Raw genomic sequence first — 20512 nt, 5'->3', positions numbered from 1 at the left:
CAAGGACATGTCCATAAGTCTCCATAATAATTTGTACATCTGCTTGCGCTAAACGATGAGAAATGATTTTGCGAGAGGACTTTATTTTATCAATAAGGGATGAGCTTAATGCAATAGTTGTTTTTTGGGGGTCATTATCTTCTTTATAGTACTATTCCTATTTAATTTTATTACAAGAATATTCCCTTCACTAACCCATAATTTTTGTTGGAATTTTATCATTCACTATCTTTAGGGTTTTTGCTTAATTTTGAAGTTAAGAAGACAAGCCAAATCAAAGATACAATCAATCCAATAATATTCAATGTATTTAAATTAGCAAAATCCATGTCTGTCAGATAAATGGAAACGAGTACAAGAGTAAGAATGTCTTCAGAAGTTATCTTTTTCATATCTTATGGAGGATGTGTTTAACTATCTGTTTTAATTGTTTCCCTTTCCGTAATGTTACTACTAAGGTCAGAATCATATTTTCATCCACCATTCCCCCCCTTTCTTATTTAATCTTACGGAACCTATATACGAAAGACAAGAATTTAAACCGTTATGATGTAGCTTCCAATTATAAATTAGACTTCATTTATTTTAAGCAAAGCTCGTTCTCTTCCCCATCTTCTTAAGGTGGGATTATTTTTTATGACCATAGTTTGGAAAAAATCGTATTAATTGTAATGTTACATAATTATAGATAAAATATAGTTAAGTAACATTACAACAATATGCTGGGAGGAAGAACTCTTGGAGTGTGTCCAGCCTTTAAAAAAAGTTGAGGATATAAATGCGATAAAACGTGTATTGGTGCAGCATTCACAGCGTGATTTATTGTTTTTTGTCTTGGGAATCAATACGGGTATAAGGATCAACGATCTACTTCATTTAACTGTTCATGAGGTATGGGATGGCAATCAAGCAAGGGAATGTGTATATATAACGGATTCATCTGGTAAGGAAAAGAAAGCGTTTTATTTAAATCCTAATGTGAGGAAAAAGCTTGAGGAATATCTATTTAGCCATGATTTATCTTTGGATGACTACCTTTTTAAATCTAAGAAAAATAACCATCCTATTACCCGTCAACAGGCCTATCGCATAATTAATCAAGCAGCGAAGGATGTGGGAGTGAATGGGAAAATTGGTACTCATACTTTAAGAAAAACCTTTGGTTATCATGCTTATCGTAAAGGAATTGCCATTTCAATTATAATGAGAATTTTTGGTCATCATTCTACCTCAGAAACTTTTAACTATATTGGGGTGGATAAAAAGGAGGAAAAGTTTATTAAAGTAGATGTCAATTTATAATCATTTGTAAAAGTAGATTAGAAACCTTTTTTTGAAACCTCTTCCAACCTCCATTTTAATTAACACCTTCCGTCATTTTGTATCAGTGATTAACAAATATCATGCTTTATAAAATAATATAGAAAGGAATGAATCTATGAAGGTACTGGGTTCAAAGTTAAAGGAAGTATTATATGCCGTTCTCCCCATTACTGTCTTGGTTCTGATATTGAACTTTACATTAGCTCCGTTGGATTCCTCATTGATCATCAGTTTCATTATTGGTGCCGTTCTCATTATTGTTGGATTATCCATTTTTTTATTCGGAGTGGATATCGGAATAACACCTATTGGTAAAACGATGGGGAAAACGATAGCAAAAACAAACAAAATTTGGATTGTAGTTGCTGCTGGACTGTTACTTGGTTTTGTCATTTCCATTGCAGAACCTGATTTGCATATATTGGCAAGACAGGTGGAGTTAGTGACATCAGGTCTGATCTCAAAAACCAGTATTGTCCTCGTTGTATCCATAGGGATTGGGACACTGATTGCCTTAGGGCTTGTCAGGATTGTATTCAATATACCATTGTTTAAAGTGCTGTCCGTACTATATTTTATTATTCTTGTGCTAGCCTTTTTTACTTCCCCTGAATTTTTAGCTATTTCCTTTGATGCGTCCGGAGCGACAACGGGAGCGTTAACAGTTCCATTTATTTTGGCACTTGCATTAGGAATCTCCACCCTGAAAAAAGATAGTAAAGCCTCTGAAAAAGATAGTTTTGGGCTTGTTGCCATTGCATCTACAGGAGCAATCATAGCAGTCATGATTATGAATATCATTGCGAAAACGAATGAATTATCAGGAAGTTTGGAGCAACATAAGTCAGGTTCAACATCGATTTTAGAACATTATCTACAAGAGGTTCCTTTAATCGCCCAAGAGATTACATTGGCGCTGCTGCCGATACTCATAATTTTTCTTGTATTCCAAAAAATATCATTTAAAATGTCCATAAAAGCGGTTAGAAAAATAATGACGGGAATTTTATTCACGTTTATAGGTCTTGTGTTATTTTTAATTGGTGTAAATGCTGGATTTATGGAAGTAGGGACCGCAATCGGTCATTCAATCGCATCTTTGGATAATAAATCATATATTGTAATCATAGCTTTCGTGCTCGGAGTTGTTACAATCCTCGCAGAACCGGCAGTTCACGTTTTGACGCATCAGATTGAGGATGTAACCAGCGGTTACGTACGTAGAAAAATCGTTATGATATCTCTTTGTATTGGGGTCGGTATCGCCGTAACCCTATCCATTTTAAGAATACTGATTCCCGATCTTCATTTATGGCATTATCTTTTACCGGGGTATATCATAGCTATAGCTATGACTTATTTCGTGCCAAAGCTATTTGTCGGAATTGCCTTCGATTCAGGAGGGGTTGCATCAGGACCGATGACTGCTACATTCATATTGGCGTTTGTCCAAGGTGCGGCTGAAGCGATAGAGGGTGCAAATGTATTAAAAGATGGTTTCGGGATGATCGCACTGGTAGCGTTAACCCCACTTATTACCTTACAGGTAGTCGGGCTGGTATTTAAATTGAAATCAAGAAAGGGAGGCGAATTAAGGGATGTCCAATAGTTCCGATATCGCCGAATTAGAACTTATTTACGTTATTGTTGATCTTGGATTAGGGAGCAAGGTAGTACAAACAGCAAAGAAACATGGTATTTCAGGTGGAACAGTATTACTCGGAAAAGGAACATTAAAAAGCCGTCTCCTGGAATTGCTAGGAATAAATGATGTTCGCAAAGAAATTGTTATGATGGCTTCTGATAGAGAAACAGCTAATTACGCAATTGAACAACTGGATAAGAAATTTAAATTCACAAAAAAACATCAAGGCATTGCATTTACCATTTCTGTAGGGAAAGTGATTGGAGCAAGGAGTTATAAGGATAGTCACGTAAAGGAAGGTAGAGGTGCAGACAATATGAGGTATCATGCAATTACGGTTATCGTAGAAAAAGGGAATGCCGAGGAAGTAATAAGTGCAGCAACCGAAGCTGGTTCCAAAGGAGGCACCATCATAAATGCCAGAGGCTCTGGAATACATGAAACGAGCAAGGTTTTTTCCATGGATATTGAGCCCGAAAAAGAAATTGTTTTGATTCTCAGTGAAAAAGAAGCCACGGAAGAAATAGTAGCGTCAATAAGAAAAAAGCTTAAGATTGATGAGCCAGGAAACGGGATTATCTTTATACAAGATGTGAATAATACTTATGGTTTATATAAATGATGTATCCTTGAAATAATGGGGAAGTTGGATCTTATTGACGAAGTTAGCTTTAGGTCGTACCCCCGGCAATCATCCATCTCTTGGCGATTATCTAGAATTAACTTCAAACTTTAAGAAGTTTTTCTAAAGTTAATCAGACTTATTCAGTCTCTGTACAATGTACAGGGATTTTTTTGTTCGCTGGTGTTAAAAATGTCAAAGGGGTTCGCAGATAAATCGCTTCAAAGGATAGCCATGATAATAAGTGTAATTCTGTGTCTATCGGGAAAAGGATAAAGAAATGATAGTTGTACAAATGACTTATTTGGAAATGGAAACAAACAACTACTGAAGATTTAGAAGGAGGGCATCATAAATGGCTAACCAAACCTCAGAAAATGAAAAAATCATCAAGAAAATGAAAGATATGATTAAGGATGAGAAAGTGGCGATGCTGACTACTATATCTCCGGAGGGCAGTCTGAAATCCCGTCCTATGCGTACCCAGGAAGTGAAAATGGATAAGGAAGAAATATGGTTCATTACTGAAAAAGATACAGAAAAGTATGTGGATATCGGTCGTAATCCTAACGTCAACCTGGCATACGCAGGCAATTCCTATGTGTCGATCAGCGGCACTGCTGAATTTGTTCAAGATGAGGATAAGAAGAAAGAATACTGGAACACGATTCTTGGAAAACTGCTGAACACTTCTGCGGATGATCCGAATGTTGTACTTGTCAAAGTGACACCTGAAATTGCAGAATACTGGGAATCCGGAATAAACGTGAAGACCGTCAAGGAATTTGCTAAGAAGATGACCAGCAGTAAATCATTAGACGATGGCAATGATTTAAAAGATACGGTTCATTTTCATGAAAACAGATAATTTCTGCCCTGCTTGTTAGACAGGCTTATAGAATAACTGGGGGAAGTCAGTCCCCCAGTTATTTAAAAGCTTAAAGTTGAATAAAACATACCAAGTGGACATACGATTTATCAAAAGTTCACGGAGGTGTTTTATTGAACAGGAAGGGCATATACGGGTTAATTGCACTGCTGATTTTGGTAATCGGATCGATAATTTTTTATCATATAGTTCCTGTAGATTCAATTAATTCGCAGGATAGTAACCTGAACCAAGAATACATAGTAATTGGTGAAAAAATAGAGAAAGTTATAAAAGAGGACAAAGCTGTCGAAAAGGTATATGTGAATAATAATGGTATGGTTATTATTGAAACTTCGATAGATGATTCGAATATAAATGATGCTCTGCAAAAAGCGAATGTTATTACTCAAAAAGTTATCGATATCAATAAACATCATGAATTCGATCCGTTTACACTTAGAATTAAAAGTAAAAGTGGAAAGTCTTTATCTGATATGAGAGTTTTAAATTAGAAAAACGGAAAATAATAAAGAACTCTATATAGAGAGCAAACCTGAAGTAATGGTTTGTTCTCTCTTTCATTTTTTAAGAGTTTTAAATTAAGAAAACATGTTAAAAATATGGGGAACCTCAACTCAGGGAAATTTAAATTCAACTATCAAAATAAGGAGGAACATGATGGTGGTTCAGCAGAAGCGGATTACTTTAGTTTCCTCGATGGCATTATCAACTGTGTTATTTATCGTTATTGCCTTAAATTTTAAGGAATCATGGATGTTGGACTTCGGGAAGTGGGTGCAGTCCTATATGTACGACTTTCTTGGACCAAATGGGGACACTGCTTTTGTTGTGATTACCTATATCGGTTCGAAAAATGTCTCTTTTCCCCTTTTGGCAATCCTAATACTTGTATTCCTGTTTCAGAAAAGGTACTGGACGGCACTATTACTAATCGTGAATCTGATTGGTGTAAGGCAGCTTAACTCACTATTAAAATCCATTTTTGAAAGGACACGTCCCGAGTTAGAGCACCTTGTCCAGGTAAGTACGGAAAGTTTTCCAAGTGGACACTCCATGAATTCAATCGCTTTTTTTGGCTTTCTCGCTTATTTGCTTTACTTAAAGTTAAAAGCATCCGGAAAGCCGGCGAATGTGGTTATAATATTTACCGGTATTTTGATAGTTCTAATTGGGTTGAGCCGAATTTATTTAGGTGTTCACTACCCGTGGGATGTCATTGGTGGATTCTTAGCCGGAGGAGCGTGGCTGTTATTTACTATGTACCTATACACTTATGTACCGGAAAAAGAACAACTCCAGCGTACAACTTTGGCTATCAAGGAAACTTCTGAATAACTACCTGATCGTTCCTATATTAAAAGGAGAGTACTGTGTGAGAGCGTGATTGCATCAAGGTAAGACCCTAAAAAGGTATGTTCTGATAATTACATCATACATTTAGTTGAGAGACTAATTATGATGGAGGGTTTTTACATGCAATTTTATTATGGTCACCAGATGCCGTTGCGCGTGTTGGATGAAGCGGAATTTTGGAAGCACCAGGAAGAGGAGCATACTGTAGTAATTCGGGAATTGGTCCCTAATCTAGAGCCTCAATTTGTACAAGCCTTAGCCCAATGGGAAAAGGATTTCGCTGCAACCCACCAGCAGGTAGTGAGGTATATTGAAACAGTCAATCGATCTAAAGGACAAGTCACTCCACAGTTATATCAGGATATTATGCAACTCGTCACTTATTGCCTACAGCAAAGCCAGCAATTTATCAATTTTTGCCGCAGTTTGATGGAGGAGAGTGAACCTATTCGTAACAACCCAACCGCAAAAGTGGTTTTGAATCATATTATTGTGGAGTCAGAGTACTTTATAGGTATTGCCCAAACAATTTTATATCAGAGTTAATAATTCAGTTGTGGATTCCAAGAGTACTATAGTTGAAATAGTTATATCGGTGAATAAATGCTTTTTCAGAGGATAGGTGCCGTTTAATCAGGGCGATTATGTTATAATTTAAGGGTATTGGCGCTCTCATCGACTATTAAGTTGTTAACACGACGGAAGCAGATAAGGAGAACTAACAATGCCAGCAGGTTTATTAATTCTGATAAGTACTTTTTCCTTTGGTTACGTTGTGTATACCATTATCAAAGCGAAACCCCTTAAATATATGTGGACTCTTATAATTAGTATGGTATATGGTTTTTTGTTATTTTTTATTGGGATGAGTGTTTCAGGAGCTGTATTTTGGATTCTTGTGACATTGCCCGTCCTTATTGGACTGATACTTATAATTAGAAGAATACTTTAAAATAAGCTTTTGTTTGCAATTTAGCAAACGAAAGCTTCTTTTTTATGTATTGGGAAGCTGTCAGGACAGTGCACAGTCAACTTATTTTTGTGAGATTTTATCTTTCATCTCCCATTACTAAAATAGTTGAACGCTGGTTACATTGACGGGACACTATTTGGTGTCGTATAATTAAGACACTAATTGGTGTCCTAATTATTAAAGGAGGAGGGGATTTTGAGCGAGAAACTTCAAGAGCGTGATGTTTATGGCGCTATCGCTGATCCAGCCAGGCGTAAATTGATGGATCTGTTGGCAGAAGCAGAAGAATTGCCGCTAAATGGGTTAACTGTTCATTTCGAAATGGGACGTACTGCGGTTTCCAAGCATTTAACAATCCTAAAAGAGGCTGGACTTGTGACCAGTAGAAAAGTCGGGAGAGAAACAAGATATCGAGTGAATGCTGCTCCGTTGAAAGAAGTCCAGGATTGGGTATCCTTTTACGAGAAATTTTGGATGGAAAGAGTTTCCCTTTTAAAAAACATATTAGAGGAGGAAGAAAACATGGCAGACGTATCATTAGATTTTCAGTTTACAAGTTCAATCAATAAGGTGTGGACTGCATTAACAGACTCGGATATTCTTGCAAAATGGATATGGGAGAATGACTTTAAACCAATCGTAGGACATAAATTTCAATTTCGAGCAGAGCCGAATAAGTGGTGGGATGGCATAGTAAACTGTGAAGTGTTAGTCGTAGATGAGCCTAATAAGCTTTCTTACACATGGGAAAGTGCTGGTGAAAGCACGACAGTTACGTGGACATTAACAGAGGGTTCGGATGGAATTACCAACCTGCATCTCGAACAAAACGGATTCAGTGAAGAAACAAAAGCACGCCCAGGTGCCGTCGAGGGTGCCAAATCCAGCTGGATGAAAATCGGTGAAGAACTTAAAAAAGTGTTGGCTGAATAAAAGGGAGGAGAACCTTATGTTCATCGCTTTTGTTATTTTCCAAAGTTTTTTGCTACTCTCCATGTCTGTTGCCGGCGTAAGCAAGCTGGCTGGCGAGAAAAATCAAGTTAAACTATTTGAGTCGATTGAACTGCCGCAATGGTTTCGGGTTGTTACCGGGTTCGTCCAAATAGTCGGAGCAGCCGGGCTTCTTATCGGATATTGGTATCCGGTAGCAGCTGCATGGGCGGGCATTTGGATTGGTATCACCATGCTGCTGGCAAGCCTTTCTCATTTCAGAGTCAAGCATCCTTTTGGAAATGCGGTACCGGCCATTGTGATTACTTTGATAGCAGCCATTCTTGTAGCTGTATACGCATATGGAATGCAGCATTCTTTTATCCTTACTTAACAGGGGTGCATTTTGAATGAAATTATGTGCTTATATATTATTTGGAATCAAATAACCATAAAGACAAATAATAGAGTGAATTGTCATAATCAAAAATTGGAGAAGACGATCATTCTTTACTGCTGAATGAAAAAGTGAAAAGGAGTGTTCCTTTATGTCAGATAGTAGAAAGAATCGTAAAGTAGATGGATTTTTGAAAAAAGCCAAACAGTGGAGGGAAGAATTTGAGACATTGAGGGAAATCGTTCTTGACTGTGGGCTGGATGAAGATATTAAATGGATGCACCCTTGTTATATGCATGAGGGGAAAAACATTGTTTTGATACATGGATTCAAAGAATATTGCGCGCTTCTGTTTCACAAAGGGGCCTTGTTAAAGGATCCCCACAACATCCTAATTCAGCAAACCGAGAACGTACAAGCGGCACGCCAGATTCGCTTCACCAACGTTCAAGACATAGTTGAAATGGAAACAATATTGAAAGAATATATACAAGAAGCCATTGAAGTTGAAAAAGCCGGTTTGGAGGTGGAAAAGAAAAAAGATTTCACCATTCCGGATGAACTTCAAAATAAATTCGTTGAAATGCCTGATTTGAAAACTGCATTTGAAGGATTGACGCCAGGTCGCCAAAGAGCCTACATTATTTATTTCTCCAAGGCTAAAAAACCCCAGACCCGAGAGTCGAGAGTTGAAAAATATGTGCAGCATATCCTCGATGGAAAGGGATTAAATGATTAATATATCCAATAAGATTAGTTCACCATGATGGTTGTTGGAAATTAAAATGTTCAAAACGAGCGTTGCAATGGAAAGCCCTGATTTTTCTGCAAGGAGAAGAATCAGGGTTTTAACCGCACAATTAGAAACTCTTTCAGCTTGATAGTCCTTAATAGAAATGATATAGCTCTATGATAAATGATATAATGGAGGCGCAGTTAATAAAAATCTAAGGGGGGATATTATGGCCGAACATAAGATTTATACGATGAGTTTTGCGAGTGTTTACCCCCATTATGTTAAGAAGGCGGAGAAAAAAGGACGTACGAAAACAGAAGTCGATGAAATTATCCGCTGGTTAACAGGGTATAGCCAGGAAGAGTTAGAAGAGCAGCTGGAAAAGCAGACTAAATTTGAGAACTTCTTTGCGGAAGCACCACAGATGAATCCTTCCCGGACCTTGATTACAGGTGTAGTCTGCGGTGTCAGAGTGGAAGACATCGAAGAACCAACAATGCAGGAAATTCGCTATTTGGACAAACTGATCGATGAGTTAGCAAAAGGAAAAGCGATGGAGAAGATACTGCGCAAATAATACTTACCATATTACCAGCCATTAGGCTGGTATTTTATATATTAGGAAAGTGTTTTTTGTAAAGGCGTCTGCCTTTATTTGTCATTTATTCTTAGTAGAGTTTGGAGCTTGTTTATTAGCAACTTTTTATGAGTAATCGAGCTTTAGAATGATTTAAGTCGTATATTTATATAGTTTATCTCAAATTCAAGTCTTCCATATAAGGGCAGGTTTATCGAAGACTCAGTTTCGAGATAATCGACTCTTTATAACACTATCTTGTGTGGTGAAATATAGATTATAGTTCATAGCAGGGATTACATGTGAAATGAGTAGAATATGGGGAATTGCCGCCCATTATCTCTGCATTATCTACTAAAATAAAAACGAATAAGAATGCTTTCAACTTTTAAAGAGTAAAGCCAATTTATTTTTTATTCTGTTTCTTATCCAGGATGGACCTTAGTTCTTTAACATCCTCTTCAGACAGGTCTTCCTCCTGAATGAATTGAACGAGCATTGACTTTAAGGTGCCGTCATAGAATCGTTTTACAAAGGATTTTGTTTTGTCACGTTGGCATTCGTCCTGGGAGTAAAGCGGATAAAATGTATAAACTCTCTGATTTTTATGGACGCCGACGACTTCCTTTTTAGTAAGCCGATCTAAAAGTGTCCGTACGGTTTTCGGATTCCAGTGAGTTTGTGCCGGCAATGAAGAAATGATATCATTTGCTGTTTGCGGCCCTTTTTCCCAAAGCACCTTTAAGACTACCCATTCTGACTCTGTAATCGCGGGTATTTTTTTCGTCATGTGAATCCCTGCCTTTTCCTTTTAATAGATGCCTTTGTTGTGTAGAATGTATTTCGTAATGTCAGCAGCTATACTGCCGCTGGCATGATTGTCGCTTTCGATATTCGTGGCAAAGAAATAGGTGTTGTTATCTGTTTCTACAAACCCAATAAACCAGCCATTTACATTTTTCCAGTTAACCGTTCCTGTTCCGGTTTTGCCATAAAGAGTTGAACTGTTTTTTGTCTCCAGTTTAATGGCATTTTTTACGAAATTAATATTCTTTTTAGTAAATCCAAATTGATTTGTATAAAATTTTTTGAGTTTCTGTACCTGTTCGATCGGTGAAATTTTTAAGGAAGATTCCAGCCAGTACTCTTCGATACCACCTGACAGATTTTGATTACCGTACTGTATCCTTCTCATGTACGCTTCAATATTTTTCTTTTGTACCATTTTGTCCATCTTCTGAAAATACCATGTTACAGAGTTTTCCATCGCTGTATGCAAATTATGATTCTGGTTCCAGCTTTGATAAGGATACGAATGACCATTCCACTTCATGAAATTGTCATTTCGTGTGATAACTTCGGACTCCAATGCAAATAATGCACTATAAATTTTGTACGTGGAGTTTGGTGAAACCCGCAATGTGCTTTTGTATTTATTATAGATATTGTATTGCTTCTCCCGTAAATCGTACAATACAAAGCTGCCTTTATATCCTTTGAAATAAGCGCTTAAATCTTCATATACTGTTTGCTCATTGTCAAAATTAATGCGTTCATCATAAGGCATAGCAGAAACAATCGGTACTTGACTCACTACAAATCCGGCAAGAAGGATAAAAATCAGGATACTTTTCACTTTTACCAGCTTTGTTTCAGTTTCGAAATGTGCAATACGCTCAATTCTTTTTTTTATTTCCTTTTTTGAACTAGCGATCTGGTTAACCATTGCGAAATGTCTTGGATGACGAAATTTATCCGCAAGCTTAATAATTGTGTTTCCGTATGCTGCACGCTGATGTTGATTTAATGTATGGAGGACAGCACTGTCACATGCGATTTCTCTGTCCAGTCGCATTTCCCTGAACGCTATCCAGATAAATGGATTAAACCAGTACAAAATCTGGAGCAGGACAATCAGGTAATTTATGGCAACGTCTTTATTTTTGTAGTGATGTAATTCATGCAGCAAAATGTATTTTATTTCATCCGTGGACAGCCAAACTTCAGCATGACTTGGCAGGATGATGCAGGGTTTGAATATCCCGAACATTAATGGGGAGTTGATTCGTTGTGATTCCGTCAACACCACAGGGTACGATATATTTAGCCTTTGTTTGCACTGTTCGAATAATGATAGAATTTCGGTATTCGTTATAGCACTTGCAGACTTTTTTAATTGCCACAATTTTATCCAGGCATGCATGGCCAAAATAATCATAACGAGCATGCCTGCTATCCATACTATGGTGAAAACAGGTTCCAGAACTGTAAAATCCAATCGATGAACAGATGTTGAAAAATCGTTCATCCAACTTCCATTATTTAATTGAGGATTTTCGTTTGTGAAGCCGAGTTGCGCCTGATTACTGTGTTGGATCCCATTTCCCGTAAGCTTACTATCGAAACTTAATAATTGCGTTGGGAGATAAGGAATTAGTAAAGCAATTAATAACAGGAACCAAAGATTGTACTTCCATTTGGATGACAATTGATACTTAAAAATTTTTCGAATCAACAAGATAACAATGACCATGAGAGAAGATATGAACAAGCTAACAGCAAGATGGAGAGCGGACATTTATTCACTCCTAAATCGTTATATTACATCTGGCGGTGTATTATGAAGGACAGAGTGAGCTCTTATTTTAAAGCATCCAGTGTGATCTCGGCAGCCCTTGCAACCAGCGCATCGTCATATTCAGCATTCTTTGTATCGTACCGGGACATAACTGCTATGACGATTGGTTCTCTGTTCGGCGGCCATACAACGGCGACATCATTTCTTGTTCCGTAGCTGCCAGCCCCGCTTTTATCATCAACTCTCCATCCTTGAGGGGCTCCGGCGCGTATTAATGAATCCCCTGTTTGATTTCCTTTCATCCAGTCGATAAGCAATTCACGCTTATCATTTGGAAGAAAGTCACCAAGGGCAACTTTCTTCAGGTTAGTGGCCATAGCTCTCGGTGTGCTAGTATCACGTTTATTACCTGGCGTGAATTCATTTAATTCGGTTTCGTATCGTTCGGGCATTGTAACGTCATCACCAATGTCGCGTAAAGCTTGCTTGAATTGATCTGGCCCTCCGATCGCCTCAAGTAGAAGGTTTCCAGCGGTGTTGTCGCTTGTCCGGATAGCCGCCTCACTGATTTCCAAAAGTGTCATTCCGGTACCCACGTGTTTCTCGGTAACTGGAGAGTAAGTAACCAAATCATCCTTGGTGTATGTAACGGTTTTTTTTAGTTGTTCTATGTCGTTTTGCTTCAGCAAGATCGCTGCAGCCAAAACTTTAAAGGTAGATGAATAGGCATAATGTTCATCCGGTCGATATTCGACTGTTTGATTCGAGCCTGTATCAATTGCATAGACACCTAATCGAGCATCAAACTCTCTTTCAAGCTGTGTAAGTTCTTTATTTTTATTGATTTTTTTTTCTGATTCGCTTTGCTTATCGGAGGATGCGTTGTTTTGATCACCTGCAAGTGTGCATGCGGTAAGTATTGTGAGTAAAAGGAATGTTAAGGACATTGTAACCAAACGAATGCCAGCTTTGTATGAATTTGTTTTTTTCACTTGAACACCTTCTCTTTTATTAGATTGTTTTGCGCTTTGATCATCAACCCTTTTTTTAAGCATTGTATACCCTCTTACTGATTGGACTACAAATGTAATACTATATTACATTTGTAGTCTGTAAGTGTCAAGATGAAATTTTACATACATATCCAATAATCTCTGAGGGCATTCTTCGAAAATATTATGTGGGTGGATGGGCTTAGTGAAATAATCAGAGCTTTTATAGGATGAAGCAAGACTTAGAAAAATCTCCTAAAAAAAGGTTACAAATGATTTTTCAGAATTGATTTGTATAGCTCAAAAAGGTTGAACTCTTTAAAAAACTCGATCTAATCTCAAGAAACGTAATTACCTTGAAATTGAGTCTTCAAGAAACGGGGGCGCGCGACAAGTTCTGCTATAAGCGCTTTCTGGCGTGAAAGGCAGGAAGTTTATTCGATTAAATTTCAACTGTACAACGGAGGATGGGAATGAAGGATCCATGTTTCCCGAAACCATCCCGTCAACACTCCTGCATGCGTTAAGACGGGCAGGTCTTAGGGTGTGAAGCACAGGTGGATTGGGCAGAACGAAGGCTAAAGCCATATCTAAGGTATGCCAACGGATATGCCTCACGGCTGAAAAACTAGATAGGATGAGAATCGTTCTTTGAGATAGGAACTGACGAACTTCCGAAGGTAAGGGTCTAAAGATTTCAATGTAGGGAAACCTACAGGTCATCTTACGATGACGTGAGTGGTGTGGAGTAAAACTGCCCCCTCTGAAAGACGCTATACCGAACGATGGCGGTATCGAGCTCACAGGCTTACAGGAAGCATCTACGTCCAGTATGGATAGCTACGTTGTATGGTACTTGGAAAGCAAGGAACGTTGAATCAAGGGCTGTCACCCAAAACGGTTGCTATAAAGTTATACTGAAAAGCATTTGTCCTTGTGAGGGTAGGGGAATGACTGATGAAACTTCTATAATGGAAGGGGAGGAATAGCCCCAAGTCTAGAGTATGAAACGATTATTTTCCTAACGTGAATGGCACCGATCGGGTAGGAACGTGGGAACATCGCTCCAAAGGAGGGATGCCACAGTGTCAACGCTACGAAACTGGGATTACTATAATATGACGGAGACCTTTACGTATCTTCATGAAAAAGCGAGTCAGGGACATACATTTTCTCACCTATATGAAACCATCATATCGAGAGAAAACATCCTGCTCGCTTTTCGCATGATTAAAACCAATAAGGGATCAAAAACGCCGGGAACCGATGGGAAGACCATCGATGACATGAAAGAGCTATCCGAAAAAGATTTGGTAAATGAAGTCCGAACCAAACTTAGAAACTATCACCCGAAGAAAGTTCGAAGAGAATGGATTGAAAAAGAGAACGGCAAATGGAGACCTCTTGGGATTCCATGCATACTGGATCGAGTGATCCAACAATGCTTCAAACAAGTTCTTGAACCGATTGTAGAATCTCAATTCTTCAAACATAGCTACGGATTCAGACCTCTCCGGTCTGCTCATCATGCTATGGCAAGGATACAGTTTTTGATTAACCATAGTCAACTTCATTACGTGGTTGATGTAGATATTAAAAGTTTCTTTGATAACGTAAATCATCGTCTATTAAAGAAGCAACTCTGGAATATCGGCATCCAAGACCGAAAGGTATTGGCATGTATTTCTAAAATGATTACATCGGAAATTAATGGTGAAGGCGTGCCCGATAAAGGTTCACCACAAGGTGGAATTTTATCTCCCCTTCTTTCTAATGTCGTCTTAAATGACCTAGACCAATGGGTTGCGGACCAGTGGGAAGTATTTCCCCTGACGAAATCCTACAGTTCAGATGATGCCAGAAGGCGAGCGAGAAAACAAACGAATTTGAAACAAGGATATCTGGTCAGGTATGCTGATGATTTCAAAATTCTATGCCGGGATGGAAAGACAGCGCAACGGTGGTACCATGCGGTACGTCTGTACCTCAAAGAGCGTTTGAAGCTGGACATCTCACCAGAGAAATCTCAAATTGTAAACTTAAGAAAACGAGAATCGGAGTTCTTAGGGTTCACCATTCGTGCGAATAAAAAGGGCAAGAAACGAGTGGCCCATACTGGGGTCATTTCTTCAAAAAGAGAGAAAATCAAACAGGAAGCGAAAAAGCTCATTCGAAGAATGAAAGCTTCGCCTTCTGCTGAGAATATTCATCGTTACAATAGCTTTGTTCTAGGACTTCACCAATATTTTAAACGAGCGACTCATGTAAATCTTGTGTTCTCACGTCTTGCTTACGATCTTAAACCATTTCTAGTGAACCGTCTTCGACCGGTTGGAAAGCTAGAACATCCTTTTAAGCCACCGCCTTTTTATAGGAAAACCTTTAGCTTAGGAACGAAAACGATCAATATCAATGGTACGTATCTGTTTCCCATTGGCAATGTGAAAACATTCCATACGATGAACTTCAGTCCAAAGCTTTCGCTTTATACAAAGACAGGAAGAGAACAGATGTACAAAAGTCTCCGCCATGATATACAGAAAGAAATTGGACACTTAATGAAGCCTTCTTTACCGAATCGAAGTGTCGAATATCTGGATAATCGTATTAGTCGGTATAGTATGAAAATGGGGAAATGCGAAATTACAGGTGAACATCTTCACGCTTCAGATGTTCACTGTCACCACTATGTGCCAAAGAATCTTGGAGGAAGCGATCAATTTCAAAATCTCCGTATTCTTCATAAGGATATTCATCGACTTATCCATATAAAAGATATAGAGAAGATAAAGGTTTATCTTAAACAATTACCACAGAATCGATTGATCTTAGATAAAATCAATCAATACCGAAAGGTAAGTGGGGTGGAAAGGATCGTCGCATCCAGTCTCGAAGAGTAACATAGGAACTTATAATGTAGTACATACCTTTAGATGGAGCGCCGAATGCTGGGAAACTAGCACGTTCGGTGTGGAGCAGGGGAAAAGCCGGAGATAACCTCAAAAGCTTACCTATTGCTAACTATAGCTGCACATTGGCTATCGCTTATTGTGTTAACGGAGCAGGATTGTAGAAGAAGGATAAGTTGATTTAACTAAAATATTCAAAGGAAGTGATTTTTTTTGAATACAAAAAGAACTGTCTTTTTAATAAGTGGTCCCCCTGGGTCTGGAAAGAGTACATTGGCTGATAAGGTATGTGGAAGTATAAATGGGTTATGTGTACATATAGAAGGGGATCAGTTATACAATATGGTAAGAAAAGGATGGGTGCATCCTTGTGATGATCACGATAATTTTTTTCTGAATATTTTATGGGATAATATAGTTGCTTTGATTGAAAATTTTACAAAAAATGATTTAAATGTAGTTACTGATTATGTTTTTTCTGCAGAGCAGTTATCTACTGTTATAGATAGAATAAAGAATTTAAATATTAACATTAAAGTAATAGTTATTAAAAGTGAGATAGAAACCTTAATAAAAAGGGATAGACAACGAAGCGGTGTTGCACATGTAGGAGAAGAAAGAATTAGACAAATTGTTAGAGATTTTAATTCTAATAAGTTTCCAGAAAGATTAATACTTGATAATAATGATTCTTATTTAGAGGACCTTGTAAATATCGTTTTGAACGAAGACAGATTTACCGTGAATTAATTTGTAATATTAGTTTAAAGAGCATATCTTGATTTAATATAAATCAAAAATCCACCAATTACTTACTCAACTAACTGGGGCTAAAGTAAAAGAACAGTAAGAGATATATCTCGAATTCGAGTCTTACGTAAACGGGGACGTTAATCCAAGAAGGATATAAAGCTCTTTTTATTGAAACTGTTCACCTAAAGATAGCCTGAGCATAGTAGGGTATTTAGAATGATTATTTATTATACTCCAAGACAACTCTTCGGTCATATATCTGTTTTTGATGAAACAAATGGTTATTTTTTTACTGTTGATCTACTCTTTTGATCATTCATGCCCCTACTGTATTGAAATATTTATTCTGTTTCACAAAGGGGAATCTGATGAAAAAATATATTCTTCTCACCGTCATCGTTTTGGCTTTTGGTGTATATATCAGTTTTTTTAGTGATAAAGCGAAAGAAACGGCTGGTGAAGCTTCAATTGATCAACAAGCACCGATGGATGAAGACAGTTGGGAAGAAAGCGCTTTATTTCAGCGAGATGATAAGGATAAAGGAACATATAAAATTCGATTAGGAAGTAACGGTAAACTGGCTGCAATGGAGTTTGAACCTGTGAAAGCTGATACTCCATTAAAATATATGTGGTTGTTTTGGGGAGACAAAGAAGATATCAAAGATAGTTCCTTAAAGATTATAGGCAGACATAAAGAGAGTATGCAAATGGAAACTTTATTTGAGCAACAGTTAAGCCACTTAGCAGGTATTTATGGTGCTGTCCACCATATACCTTCTAATGTAACCTTACCTCACGAGGGTGTTTGGCGTTTAGAAGTATATATGGATGAAGAGTTATACGGCTACATTGTCATACAAACAAAATGACGAATTTGAAACTAAGCGCCCCCGTTATATGTGGCGATTGCTCAAAAACCCTATTGGCGGAAATTTGTCTTTTATATATGACAAAGCAGGTTTTTTCAGATGTGAATTTATGATTTAAAAGGGGGCTTTAAAAATGGCAATTATCGTTGGGTATGTAATTGCATTTATAGGTGCGCTTGCAGCTTATCAGTTAAGTAAAGGTACTCCGAAAAAAAGAAAATATAAGGTGTGGGGCATTGCTCTTATGGTGCCAATTTCACCAGCGTTAGCTTTTGCGATTGGGTCAAACTATGCATTCATTGTTAAAAATGGTTGGGCTACATTGATAATGTGGTATATTTTCCCCGTTATCTTCATAATAGGATTCGTTATGTTAATGGTTGGTATACTTATGAAAGAAGAAACAAAAATAGTTTGAGAATTTCAACTAAACGGGGGCTGATCTGGAGAAAGGATAAGCCTCTTTTCTTTGTAAAAAAGGATTGAGTTACTGGGTTTGATTTGAAATAATTGGAATTAAGGATGTGGTAACATTCAAACAACACACTACCATAAACTACTTAAGGAGGTATTATGAAAAAAATTTTATTAACTATATCAGTAATTGTTAACCTTTTTTATTTAATTAATGTACTTGCGGGTTCCGGAATTAGGCTGTCCAATCTTATGAATGTTATCTTGGGAGTGATATTTGTAGTAAGTATTTTGGGATCAATAATTTCCCTGTTACGTTCTAAACAAAATTCGAGTTATCACCTTTATTTGTCACTCACCGTGCTTACATTAAGTTTAGCTTCCTTTGGTTGGTTTGCTTTTATAAATTATTTTTCATTAATAATGGGAGTGTAAGGACTCTTATAAGGTTGATGTCTTGAAGTCGAGTCTTCATGAATTGAAGGCAATTGCTAAATAAGCAGTTGAATATATATAATAGCAGTTATTTGGGGAGGAGTGTAAATATATGAACTATTTACAAGACGTTTTGGCCGACCAATTGTCAGCTAATGCAAATGAGAAGAGTTGGTACGTACCATTTTCAGAAGCAGTAAAAGACTTGACAGAAGAAGAGGCTTTTTGGAAAGCGGATGAAAATAGTAATAGCATTGGCGAAATTGTCCATCACTTGATTCATTGGAATAAAACTTGGCAAAAAAGATATTCAGAATCTAGTGTTTATGCTTATCCATCAGTAGAAAATAATGACGAAACTTTTTACATAGAAGAAAACAAACAATTCGATGAACTACAAAATAAACTTTTAGAAACACTTTTATACTGGCAAGAACTCTTAAATGAAAACCAATTAAAAAGTGATGTTAAAGGGTTCTCTGATACAAAATGGTGGGAAGTATTGGCGAGTGTAACTACCCATAATGCTTATCATATTGGCCAAATTATTTACATTAGAAAGATGCAAAAGAGCTGGAGATAACCGTAGTGGTGTAATAGGTTAAAGCTTACGTTTTGTTTTTATGTGCATATCTTAAATTATCTCGAAATCGATTTTAGGGGGAAAATCTGTAATAGTGCCCTTGTTTTATTTTGTGAGACAATTATAGTTAATTACGCTGAAGGAGGGTTACTATCAATAGAGTATTGTTGCAGGGCAGTTGGTATCGCTATTTTTATTAGTAGTTATTCCTCTTTTGTTCTTGACTGTCATTTCATTATTGGTAAACGTAAAAAAAAGAACGGAGAAAATAGAAAACAAAATAAATAAGATGCTTCAAAATGGAGAATGAAAGTAGAAGGTGCCTAATAACCTTGAAATCATGTCTTCATGAATTGGGGAGCTTTAGTGGAAGATCAACTCGAGAGTATCTCGAATTCAAGGCTTCACAAAACGGTGGCGATTGCTGTATTAAACATCGCCATCCTTAAAGAAAAGGCTGTAAAAAGCTAAATGTTTTATTATAAATTTATCAAACATAAAATTGTGGAGGACTAAAATGGACTTATTGCAACAATCAATAAATATGGCAGCCTTGTATAAGGAAAACCAAAAGATAGAAGCCATTATTCTTGCTGGTTCAGTATCTAAAAATCTACAAGATGAACATTCAGATATTGAATTACATATTTTATGGTCAAGTCCTCCAACAGATGCGGAGCGACAGTATCCTATTGAGCAAATCGGTGGCACCATTCTATCTTATCATCCTTATGAAGAAGAAGAGTGGTCTGAGGCGTACTTAAATAAGGTTGGCATTAAATTTGAGATTAGCAGTTTTTTGGTTGGAACAGTAGAGCGCTTTATTTACGAGGTCGTGGATAAATACGAAACAGATTATGACAAACAATGTATTTTAGCTTCCATTCATGATGGTGTGTGCCTATTCGGAAAAGAAAAAGTCACTAAGTTAAAAAATAGGGTTGCCACATATCCTTTAGCACTTACTCATAATATGATTTTTGAAAATCTTTGGTTAGGTAATCGATGGAATAACCGCCAAGCACTGTTAAAACGTCAGGACTGGTTGATGCTCTATGATGTCATGTGTGGGGTACAAAAGAAATTGTTTGGAGTTTTGTTTGGCCTTAACCGTATGTACATCCACCACCCTGTATTTAAATGGATGGAGCATAATATTGAACATATGCAGATTAAACCAGAAGATTTTTGTAATAGAATGAGCAAAATATTGATAGGGAAACCAAAAAGAGGTGTAAAAGAGTTAGAGGGATTAATCGAAGAGATTATAAGATTGGTTAAGGAACACCATCCTGATTTGGACATAAGCGAACAAATGGAAAGCATAGAATATGTTAAATAATAAGCCTGAAGATAATTGCTTTTATGAAAACACTTTTTATCCAATTTGCCTATTTGAATATTATCATTTATATATAAGCAACACATAATCATTAAGTATTGTAAACCTTGAGTTCGAGTCTTCCGCATAAGGGGGGCGATTGTTCAATATAGACGATCGCTTTTTTAACAAACGGAACAGAGCAGT

General features: G+C 37.2%; 21 protein-coding genes and 1 pseudogene. 19 read left to right on the top strand and 3 right to left on the bottom strand.

What is annotated here, in order from left to right; translation table 11 throughout:
* Window positions 1-738 precede the first annotated feature (738 nt).
* From JOC33_RS14190 to JOC33_RS14140, 12 genes and pseudogenes are all read left to right on the top strand, one after another.
* A complete protein-coding gene (locus tag JOC33_RS14190; protein WP_205093211.1) occupies window positions 739-1302 on the top strand; it encodes a tyrosine-type recombinase/integrase in 564 nt (187 codons plus the stop codon).
* A 136-nt stretch (window positions 1303-1438) separates the two neighbouring features.
* Window positions 1439-2932: a DUF1538 domain-containing protein gene (locus tag JOC33_RS14185; protein ID WP_205093210.1), complete on the top strand. Its 1494-nt coding sequence runs from the start codon at window positions 1439-1441 to the stop codon at window positions 2930-2932.
* Window positions 2922-3590 carry a P-II family nitrogen regulator gene (locus JOC33_RS14180; RefSeq protein WP_205093209.1) on the top strand — a complete coding sequence of 223 codons (669 nt, stop codon included), beginning with the start codon at window positions 2922-2924 and terminating at the stop codon, window positions 3588-3590. The genes JOC33_RS14185 and JOC33_RS14180 overlap by 11 nt, the downstream gene beginning before the upstream one ends.
* A 355-nt stretch (window positions 3591-3945) precedes the next feature.
* Complete coding sequence (locus tag JOC33_RS14175; protein WP_205093208.1) at window positions 3946-4458, top strand: pyridoxamine 5'-phosphate oxidase family protein; 513 nt, start codon at window positions 3946-3948, stop codon at window positions 4456-4458.
* A gap of 134 nt (window positions 4459-4592) precedes the next feature.
* Entirely contained in the window at window positions 4593-4973 is a 381-nt protein-coding gene (locus JOC33_RS14170; RefSeq protein ID WP_205093207.1) for a hypothetical protein, read from the top strand.
* A 163-nt stretch (window positions 4974-5136) separates the two neighbouring features.
* A complete protein-coding gene (locus JOC33_RS14165) occupies window positions 5137-5817 on the top strand; it encodes a phosphatase PAP2 family protein (RefSeq protein ID WP_205093206.1) in 681 nt (226 codons plus the stop codon).
* Between the two features lie 138 nt (window positions 5818-5955).
* Window positions 5956-6381 carry a DUF2935 domain-containing protein gene (locus JOC33_RS14160; protein WP_205093205.1) on the top strand — a complete coding sequence of 142 codons (426 nt, stop codon included), beginning with the start codon at window positions 5956-5958 and terminating at the stop codon, window positions 6379-6381.
* 622 nt (window positions 6382-7003) lie between these two features.
* Window positions 7004-7324, top strand: a pseudogene (locus JOC33_RS20585) (ArsR/SmtB family transcription factor); the annotation flags it as partial.
* A 6-nt stretch (window positions 7325-7330) separates the two neighbouring features.
* Window positions 7331-7741, top strand: coding sequence for an SRPBCC family protein (locus JOC33_RS20400; protein ID WP_239534228.1), 411 nt, complete (start codon window positions 7331-7333; stop codon window positions 7739-7741).
* Between the two features lie 16 nt (window positions 7742-7757).
* Entirely contained in the window at window positions 7758-8132 is a 375-nt protein-coding gene (locus tag JOC33_RS14150) for a DoxX family protein (RefSeq protein WP_205093203.1), read from the top strand.
* A 154-nt stretch (window positions 8133-8286) separates the two neighbouring features.
* Window positions 8287-8874 (top strand): YdeI/OmpD-associated family protein, encoded by a 588-nt coding sequence (locus tag JOC33_RS14145; protein WP_205093202.1) that lies wholly within the window; start codon window positions 8287-8289, stop codon window positions 8872-8874.
* 223 nt (window positions 8875-9097) lie between these two features.
* Entirely contained in the window at window positions 9098-9448 is a 351-nt protein-coding gene (locus tag JOC33_RS14140) for a DUF2200 domain-containing protein (RefSeq protein ID WP_205093201.1), read from the top strand.
* 406 nt (window positions 9449-9854) lie between these two features.
* Here JOC33_RS14140 and blaI read toward each other — a convergent pair whose 3' ends face one another.
* From blaI to bla, 3 genes are all read right to left on the bottom strand, one after another.
* Window positions 9855-10238 (bottom strand): penicillinase repressor BlaI, encoded by a 384-nt coding sequence (gene blaI / locus JOC33_RS14135; protein WP_205093200.1) that lies wholly within the window; start codon window positions 10236-10238, stop codon window positions 9855-9857.
* Between the two features lie 21 nt (window positions 10239-10259).
* Complete coding sequence (locus tag JOC33_RS14130; protein WP_205093199.1) at window positions 10260-12026, bottom strand: BlaR1 family beta-lactam sensor/signal transducer; 1767 nt, start codon at window positions 12024-12026, stop codon at window positions 10260-10262.
* 62 nt (window positions 12027-12088) lie between these two features.
* Window positions 12089-12973, bottom strand: a complete 885-nt coding sequence (gene bla, locus JOC33_RS14125) for a class A beta-lactamase (RefSeq protein ID WP_205093354.1) — start codon at window positions 12971-12973, stop codon at window positions 12089-12091.
* A 1130-nt stretch (window positions 12974-14103) separates the two neighbouring features.
* Here bla and ltrA point away from each other — a divergent pair.
* The 7 genes from ltrA to JOC33_RS14090 all read left to right on the top strand — a co-directional run bounded on the left by ltrA (window position 14104) and on the right by JOC33_RS14090 (window position 20326).
* Window positions 14104-15918 (top strand): group II intron reverse transcriptase/maturase, encoded by a 1815-nt coding sequence (ltrA, locus tag JOC33_RS14120; RefSeq protein WP_205093198.1) that lies wholly within the window; start codon window positions 14104-14106, stop codon window positions 15916-15918.
* Between the two features lie 222 nt (window positions 15919-16140).
* A complete protein-coding gene (locus tag JOC33_RS14115; protein WP_205093197.1) occupies window positions 16141-16677 on the top strand; it encodes an AAA family ATPase in 537 nt (178 codons plus the stop codon).
* 371 nt (window positions 16678-17048) lie between these two features.
* Window positions 17049-17552: a DUF4871 domain-containing protein gene (locus tag JOC33_RS14110; RefSeq protein ID WP_205093196.1), complete on the top strand. Its 504-nt coding sequence runs from the start codon at window positions 17049-17051 to the stop codon at window positions 17550-17552.
* Window positions 17553-17685: 133 nt separating this feature from the next.
* Window positions 17686-17970: a hypothetical protein gene (locus tag JOC33_RS14105; protein ID WP_205093195.1), complete on the top strand. Its 285-nt coding sequence runs from the start codon at window positions 17686-17688 to the stop codon at window positions 17968-17970.
* A gap of 155 nt (window positions 17971-18125) precedes the next feature.
* Window positions 18126-18401: a hypothetical protein gene (locus JOC33_RS14100; protein WP_205093194.1), complete on the top strand. Its 276-nt coding sequence runs from the start codon at window positions 18126-18128 to the stop codon at window positions 18399-18401.
* A gap of 112 nt (window positions 18402-18513) precedes the next feature.
* Window positions 18514-18984 (top strand): DinB family protein, encoded by a 471-nt coding sequence (locus JOC33_RS14095; RefSeq protein WP_205093193.1) that lies wholly within the window; start codon window positions 18514-18516, stop codon window positions 18982-18984.
* Between the two features lie 517 nt (window positions 18985-19501).
* Entirely contained in the window at window positions 19502-20326 is an 825-nt protein-coding gene (locus JOC33_RS14090) for a DUF4037 domain-containing protein (RefSeq protein ID WP_205093192.1), read from the top strand.
* The last annotated feature ends 186 nt before the right edge of the window (window positions 20327-20512 follow it).

Origin of the sequence: Thalassobacillus pellis (assembly GCF_016908295.1) — a bacterium.
Classification (GTDB): domain Bacteria; phylum Bacillota; class Bacilli; order Bacillales; family Halobacillaceae; genus Thalassobacillus; species Thalassobacillus pellis.
Note: the sequence above shows the minus strand (reverse complement) of the source record. Positions and strands in the feature narration are given on the sequence as shown.